Source organism: Streptomyces albidus (ex Kaewkla and Franco 2022) (assembly GCF_013870515.1).
Lineage (GTDB): Bacteria > Actinomycetota > Actinomycetes > Streptomycetales > Streptomycetaceae > Streptomyces > Streptomyces albidus.
On sequence record NZ_JACBXA010000295.1, the window covers coordinates 1 to 6460 of the forward strand.

A 6460-nucleotide genomic window follows, 5' to 3' on the forward strand; every position below is an offset into this window, starting at 1 on the left:
CGTCCCCCGGAACCCCGCCCCGCGTCCGCGCGGTCGAGGGCGACCGCGTACGGGTCCCGGTTCTGTCTGGTCGCGGCATCGTCCACGATGGTGTCCGGCGCACTCCCGTCCGGGAGCTTGCCGTCCGCGAGGAACTGGATTCTGCATGTCAACTCGGTGCCCTGCGGGGCGTCTTCGGCTGCCTCGATTGTTTCCGTGAACTCTGCTGTGCTGCCGCTCGTGACCGTCTGCGTCGCCGGTTCGAGCGAGACGTCCAGGGACGGATCGCAGTCGAGGGTCTGGTAACTGATCGTGGTGGGAAGGTTGGTGAGCCCTTCCACGACCTTGTCGGAGACCTTGTCGGCGTCGATGCCCTCGAAGAGTTCGCCGTTGGTCTCCTCGACGACCTTCGTCGCCTGGCCCGGCTCGTGCGTCGGTTCCTGGTTCTGGTCGTCCCCGTTCCCGTTGTCGCCGTTGCCGTTGAGGCCGTCACCCAGGTCCGTCGTCACGTCGACGCCCAGTACGCGAACTCCCGCGTTCCGCAAGGCGCTTGTCGTGTCGCCGAGGGAGTGCCCGAGGCTCGGGTCGTGGCTGGAGGCATCCCCGACGAGGACGACGACCGGGCTGGCGCCCTCCCTGAACTCGGTCTGGCCGCCGCTCCCGTGGGCGATCTGCCACAGCGCGTTCAGCCAGTCCTCGGCCGGGCCGGGGCTGTAGGCGCCCCGGTCGGTGTCCAGACGGTCGACTCCGTTCTTCTGCACGTCGTCCATGTTGTCGGTGAGCCCTTGGAGCACCGTGTAGGCGCGGGGCCCGTCGATGGTGTCGCCGTAAGTGGCGACGGCGAAGCGGGCGTCGGACTGCTCGTCGGTCACCGAATCTGTGATCTTGCGCAGGTTCTCCTGCACGTCGGCGATCGGCGGGCCCATGCTGCCTGTTCCGTCGACGAGCAGTACGACGTCGGGGCGCGGGGGCACGACAGGCGTGCGCACCTTCTTGTCGACGGTCAACGAGTCACCCGGCGACAGGGATTCGTCGACACGGTCGGGTGTGACGGTCGGCCCGGGATCCCCGGGACGGGACCAGGCCACGAATCCGGGGAGGACGGTGAACGCAAGGACCAGCACGATCGTCAGCGCGCCGATGTGCAGGGCGGTCGTTCCGGTCGCCTTACGCCTGACGGACTGTGCCGCGGTACGCCATCCCGCCGCGCCGCGTGCTCGAAGGCGCTGAACCCCCTGCACAGAAGCCCCCCTTGGTGATCCGCCGATGCGGGCTTCACCCTCGCCTGCGCCCGCGCCCGTGGAGAGCGGAAGCGAGCCAACCCTTCGGGTACGGGCCCGTGCCCGAATGTGCATCGGGCGCCGAGGTGCTCCTCAGCGCCCGTGCCCGAGCACGTCAACTCGCGTCTGACCGCAGGCGGGTTGAGGCGCAGGTCAGCCCATGTCGACCGAACCTGGACCGGCCCCGCCGCCCGCTCAGATCAGCCCTTGCCGCAACGCGTACGCCACCGCGTGCGAGCGGTTGCGGAGGTTGAGCCGCGTCATCACGGCGTGCAGCACGTTCTTGATCGTCCGTTCCGAGTACGCGAGCTTCAGCGCGATGTCCGCCGTGTCGCATCCCTCGGCCACCAGCCGCAGCACTTCGATCTCGCGGTTGGCGAGCCCGGTGAAGTTGAGGCCGCGGGGCCCGAGCACCTCTCCCTGGAGCCGCCCGACCTGCTCCAGCAGGTTGCCCAGAAGGTCCGGCGGGACGTGGCCTTCCCCCTTGGCCACCGCCCCGATGACCCTGACCAGCCGCTCCGGAGTGGCCTCCGCGCGGCGCACGATTCCGATGAAGCCGCACTCGGCGGCGCTCAGCAACTGCTGTTCGTCGATGTGTGTGGTGACCAGCACCCCCCGTACCGCACTGGTCCGATGGATCTGCCTCAATGCGCGTAAGACGTCTTCATCGACGGCGTCGGCGACGACCACGACGACTTCCGGTGTTTCGGTGTTCTCCGGCTCGACAAGCCGTACCTCCGGGCGAGTTCGTAGATGGCTGGCCAGTCCGGCTTGTGAAATCGGATCCTGCGCACGTACATCCACCGTGACGCGGTCCACGGAAGTGTGCTGGTTCATCCCGTGCTTCCCTCCCCCTGGGCGAGGTGCAGTCATGCACCTGCCAACTCCAAACGATCTCTCTTCCAGTAGATGCCGTTCTGTGCGGGAGAAGGCTCCCCGTCCGGCAACGTCAAGCGATAGAGGGCAAGACACGATGGCTCAGAGAGAACCCGCATTTGCCCGAAAGCGTTCCTGTACGGCCGCTGCTGGTGAGCCCGGTGTGAACGTACGGTGCGCGCCATGAGTGTTTCGGCGAGCCTGGACGAGTCCACCGTCACCCTGGAGCCCGGCAGCGAGGCGGCCTTACCCGTGCAGGTGCTCAACTCGGGCACCACGGTCGAGGAGGTCCGCTTCGAGGTGATCGGGCCCTGCGCGGGCTGGGCCACCGTTGAACCGGAAAGCCTGTCGCTCTACCCCGGCGCGTCCGGCGCCGCGACCATCACGCTGCATCCACCGCGCAGTTCGGCGGTCATGCCAGGGGAGACCCCGCTGGGCCTGCGCGTCGTTCCCACGAGCGACGTGGGGGCCACCGTGGTTCCCGAACGTTCCGTGCAGATCCTCCCGTTCACCGACGTCACCTCCGAGATCGTGCCGCGCGCCTCGCACAGCGCTTGGCGCGGACGCCACGAGGTGGCCGTCGACAACAGAGGCAACACGCACACGTCGATCGAGCTGGAGGCACGTGAGGAGACCGAGCGCGCGCGCCTGGTCTTCGAGCCCGAGGAGCTGAACGTACCGCCGGGCGAGGCGAAGTTCGCGAAGCTGCGGGTGCGGCCTGTGAACCGCGTCTGGCGCGGGGCCCCGGTCACGCACCCCTTCCAAGTCCTCGTGACTCAGCAGTCGTTGGGCGAGGGCTCCGACCCGCCGATGCCCGTGGTGCTCGACGGCACGTACGAGCAGGAGGCGATCCTGCCGCGCTGGCTGCCCCGGGTGCTCATCGCGGCGGTACTGCTGGTGGGGCTGCTCGCCGGCCTCTGGTACGGGCTGCTGCGCCCCACCGTACGGTCGGCGGCGAAGGAGGCCATCACGCCCGAGGCGATCAATGACGCGCAGGCGCAACGGTCCACGCAGGGGGCCGACGGGGGCAGTTCGGAAGGTGGAGGCGCGAACGGCGGCGCCAGCGGCTCGGGTGGGCAGAGCAGCGGCCAGAACGGCGGCGGCGAGAACGGCTCCGGCTCCGGCGGTGCCGGCTCGGGAGTCCCCAAGAGCGCGAACACCACCCAGGTCAAGGACTCGGTCGGCGGCGGCGCGACCGACAAGACCGCATACACGGTGCCGGAGGGGCAGACCTTCGAGCTGACCGACATCGTCGTGCAGAACCCGCAGGGCGACTCGGGCACGGTCGTCGTCTCCAGCGAGGACGGCCAGGTGCTCGACCTCGCACTGGAGAACTTCCGCGACTCCGACTACCACTTCGTCACCCCGATCCAGATCGCCTCCGGAGGCAAGATCACCATCTCCATCACCTGCCGCGAGGTGGGCAAGCCTGTGAAGGCCCCGAAGCCGTCGCAGTGTTCCGAATCGCTCTTCGTGGGCGGCACGTTGAGCAAGGACGGCTGAACGAGCGCGTCGTGTGAGGGGCGGGCGCAGACCGAAAGCGGGCGCGTGCGGCACAACTGCCGTACGCGCTCCGTTCGTTGCGCCGAAGGCCGCCCCGGGCCGCACCGCGGCGGCCGTAACGGGTGGGGGCTCACTCCGGAGGTGTCTCCTCTTCCTCTTCCGCCTTGGCGTCGCCTGCGGCTCGCTGCACGAACGACCCCTGTACGTCTGCCGGTTGCTCCTCCTCGTCCTCGGCCTGCCGCTGCACCGCGGCGGACGAGGCGGATGCGGAACCGGAGGGCGGGGCGGGCGGGGCCTCGGACACGGGAGCGGGCTGCGCCATGACGCGCTCGGCGTTGGCGCTGGCCTCCTGCTCGAAGCGGTCGGACGGGTCGCTGATCCGGATGCCGCCCGGCGCCTCGCTGCCCTCGACGGGCCCGCTGCGCTGCTGGACCACGTGGGTCAGCTCATGGGCGATGGTGGTGCGGCCCTCGTGCGAGGAGGGGTCGTAGGCGTCGCGCTGGAAGACCACGTTGTTGCCGACGGTGTAGGCGCGGGCGCCGACGTCCTTGGCGGAGTCGTGCGCGGAGGAGTCGGTGTGCACCCGCACGTCGGAGAAGTCGGCACCGAGCCGGGACTCCATGTCGGTACGGGTGTCGGGGTCGAGCGACTGCCCGCCGCCCGAGGAGACGACGTCGTGCACCGAGGAGCGCTCAGCCGGCTGCTTCCTGTCGCCCTTGCCGTCCTCCTCGCCTTCACGCTGGAGCATCGACGTCACGGCGCCGTTGCCCACGGTGCGCTGAAGGGTGCCCATTCCGGAGCGGCCCACCACGTCGGAACGTCCCGTGGCCGCGGCTCTCAGGAGATGCGGCAGTTCGGCCGAGGCGCGCGCGTCCTCTGCGGTGCCGTTCGGCTTGACGGTCTCGTCGTGCTCGTGGTGGTTCCCCTGTTCCTGGTCGTGCTCATGTGCGCGCATCGTGTCGCTCCCCATGGCCTCGGCGCTCCCGACCCGGCGTGCGGGAAACAAGCGTGACGACCTGAGGGCGGAGCGTCCAGGACGTACGTCCGTCCCCGGGGTGCACGACTGGCTGCCCGTTGGGGCAGTCGGCAACTCCCGGGGACGTGGTCAGCCGAAGTCAGCCGCGGGACACGCGCCCGCGGGCCGGCTGCGGGTCAGGCGGGACGCGGACGCTTCTTCTTCCCCGTCTGCACGACGGTGTCGGGTCCTGGTGACATCACTGCCTCGTGGCCGTCGTCGAAGCGGACCCGGAACGGCGGCTCGCCGTCCGGACCCAGCACCTCGACGATCTCCGCCTCGCGGTCGTGGTCACCCACCACCCGGCCGTGTACCAGCAGACGGTCGCCCATCTTCGCTCGCATCAGGAGAACCCTCCTGTTCGCAGGGTTGTGCACCGGGACATCCGTGCAGTCCGAGGTGTGCGGTCTATGCCGATAAGTCTAAATCGGATGACTCGACCGTGCTCCGGTCGCGCACGGGCTTGCAGGCATGCGGGGTACGCGCCCGGTCCCGGGTCACGCCCGCGCTCGCCGGACCACCACGATGCAGATCAGTACCGCGACGGCGGTCACGGGGGCTGCGGGTGTGAGGTCTTCCCCCAGCAGCAGTACGGACCACACGAGCGTGAGCAGGGGCTGCGCGAGCTGTGTCTGGCTTGCCCTTGCCACACCTGCGACGCCCATGCCGCGATACCAGAGCACCAGGCCCAGCAACTGCGAGCCCGAGGCCACCCACAGCAGACCCGTCACCGAGTGGACGGTCAGCTCTGCGGGCTCCGCGAGAAGGGCGATCACCGCACCGGGCACGGCGAGCGGCAGGCAGCCCACCAGCGCCCAGCCGATCACCTGGACCCCGGACAGCTCCCGCGCCAGCCGGCCGCCCTCGGCGTAGCCGGCGGCGCACAGCAGCAGCGCACCGCCCAGATAGAGGTCGCCGAGGGACGGGGCGCCGCCGCTCTGATGCAAGGCGAAGGCGAGCACGGCTGCGGCTCCGGCGAGAGCCGCCCCCCAGAAGACGGGGGAGGGGCGGTTCCCGGTGCGCAGCGAGGAGTAGAGAGCGGTCGTCAGAGGCAGCAGGCCCACGACGACGGCGGCGTGGGCCGTGGTGGAGGTCTGCAGGGCGAGCGTCGTCAGCAGCGGGAAGCCGATCATGACGCCGGAGGCGGAGACCGCCAGCCAGGGCCAGTGGCGGCGGGCGGGCACGGGGGCGCGGACCACGGCGAGCAGGACGCAGGCGAACAGGCCTGCCAGTACGAGGCGGAGCGTCGTCGCCGACCACGGCCCGAAGCCCTCGAGCGACCAGGCGGTGGCGGGGAAGGTGAGCGAGAAGCAGGTGACGCCGAGGGCTGCGAGCAGCAGACCGGCGCCTTGTCCGCCGGGGGCTGCGAAGTCCTGCGGAGGGAGGGGCTCGGCTGCGGCGGAAGTGGGAGGAACCGCTATCGTCGACGAAGCAGTAGCGCTACTGTGCTCTCTCATGAACGAGCGTAGCAGTGTCGCTGAGCTGGCGAAAACCCTCCGAGGCGATCTGGACCGCTACTCACCCGGTGAGAAGCTGCCTTCGAGTCGGCGGCTGGTCGAGGTGCATCGGGTCAGCCCTGTCACCGTCTCCCGCGCCCTCGCGCAGCTCGCGGTGGAGGGGCTCGTCGTCACCAGGCCGGGTGCCGGGGTCTTCCGGGCCGAGCCCCGCGCGGCACTTCCGCGCGAGGGTGACACCTCCTGGCAGGAGGTCGCTCTCAGCGCGGACGCCTCGGCCGACCAGGTGCCGCGGAGCGTCGATGCCGGCGGTGTGCTCGCCACACTCGCGGTGCCGCCGCCGGTCGCGGCCG

7 protein-coding genes are annotated in these 6460 nt (G+C 70.2%); 2 read left to right on the plus strand and 5 right to left on the minus strand.

All coding sequences use genetic code 11. The features are described 5' to 3' along the window. Both H5J26_RS27035 and H5J26_RS27040 read right to left on the minus strand, forming a co-directional pair. On the minus strand, nt 1-1220 hold a 1220-nt coding region (locus tag H5J26_RS27035), incomplete at its 3' end, for a VWA domain-containing protein (protein WP_309238084.1). A gap of 234 nt (nt 1221-1454) precedes the next feature. Beyond that, nucleotides 1455-2096 carry a helix-turn-helix transcriptional regulator gene (locus H5J26_RS27040; RefSeq protein ID WP_181768591.1) on the minus strand — a complete coding sequence of 214 codons (642 nt, stop codon included), beginning with the start codon at nt 2094-2096 and terminating at the stop codon, nt 1455-1457. A 222-nt stretch (nt 2097-2318) separates the two neighbouring features. Between H5J26_RS27040 and H5J26_RS27045 the strand changes: the two genes are divergently transcribed. Further along, nucleotides 2319-3638: a hypothetical protein gene (locus H5J26_RS27045; RefSeq protein WP_181768592.1), complete on the plus strand. Its 1320-nt coding sequence runs from the start codon at nt 2319-2321 to the stop codon at nt 3636-3638. Between the two features lie 130 nt (nt 3639-3768). On the opposite strand, the gene H5J26_RS27050 is transcribed toward H5J26_RS27045, so the two are convergent. The 3 genes from H5J26_RS27050 to H5J26_RS27060 form a co-directional block, all read right to left on the minus strand. Then, a complete protein-coding gene (locus H5J26_RS27050; RefSeq protein ID WP_181768593.1) occupies nt 3769-4593 on the minus strand; it encodes a DUF4157 domain-containing protein in 825 nt (274 codons plus the stop codon). Between the two features lie 197 nt (nt 4594-4790). Then, nucleotides 4791-4997, minus strand: a complete 207-nt coding sequence (locus tag H5J26_RS27055; protein ID WP_181768594.1) for a DUF1918 domain-containing protein — start codon at nt 4995-4997, stop codon at nt 4791-4793. Nucleotides 4998-5150: 153 nt separating this feature from the next. Next, the gene (locus tag H5J26_RS27060) at nt 5151-6110 is read right to left on the minus strand and encodes a DMT family transporter (protein ID WP_181768595.1); all 960 of its coding nucleotides are present in this window, start codon (nt 6108-6110) and stop codon (nt 5151-5153) included. On the opposite strand from H5J26_RS27060, the gene H5J26_RS27065 reads away from it, so the two are divergent. Continuing rightward, nucleotides 6058-6460 (plus strand): winged helix-turn-helix domain-containing protein (locus H5J26_RS27065; protein WP_309238085.1); only part of this gene is annotated, 403 nt, incomplete at its 3' end. The genes H5J26_RS27060 and H5J26_RS27065 overlap by 53 nt on opposite strands.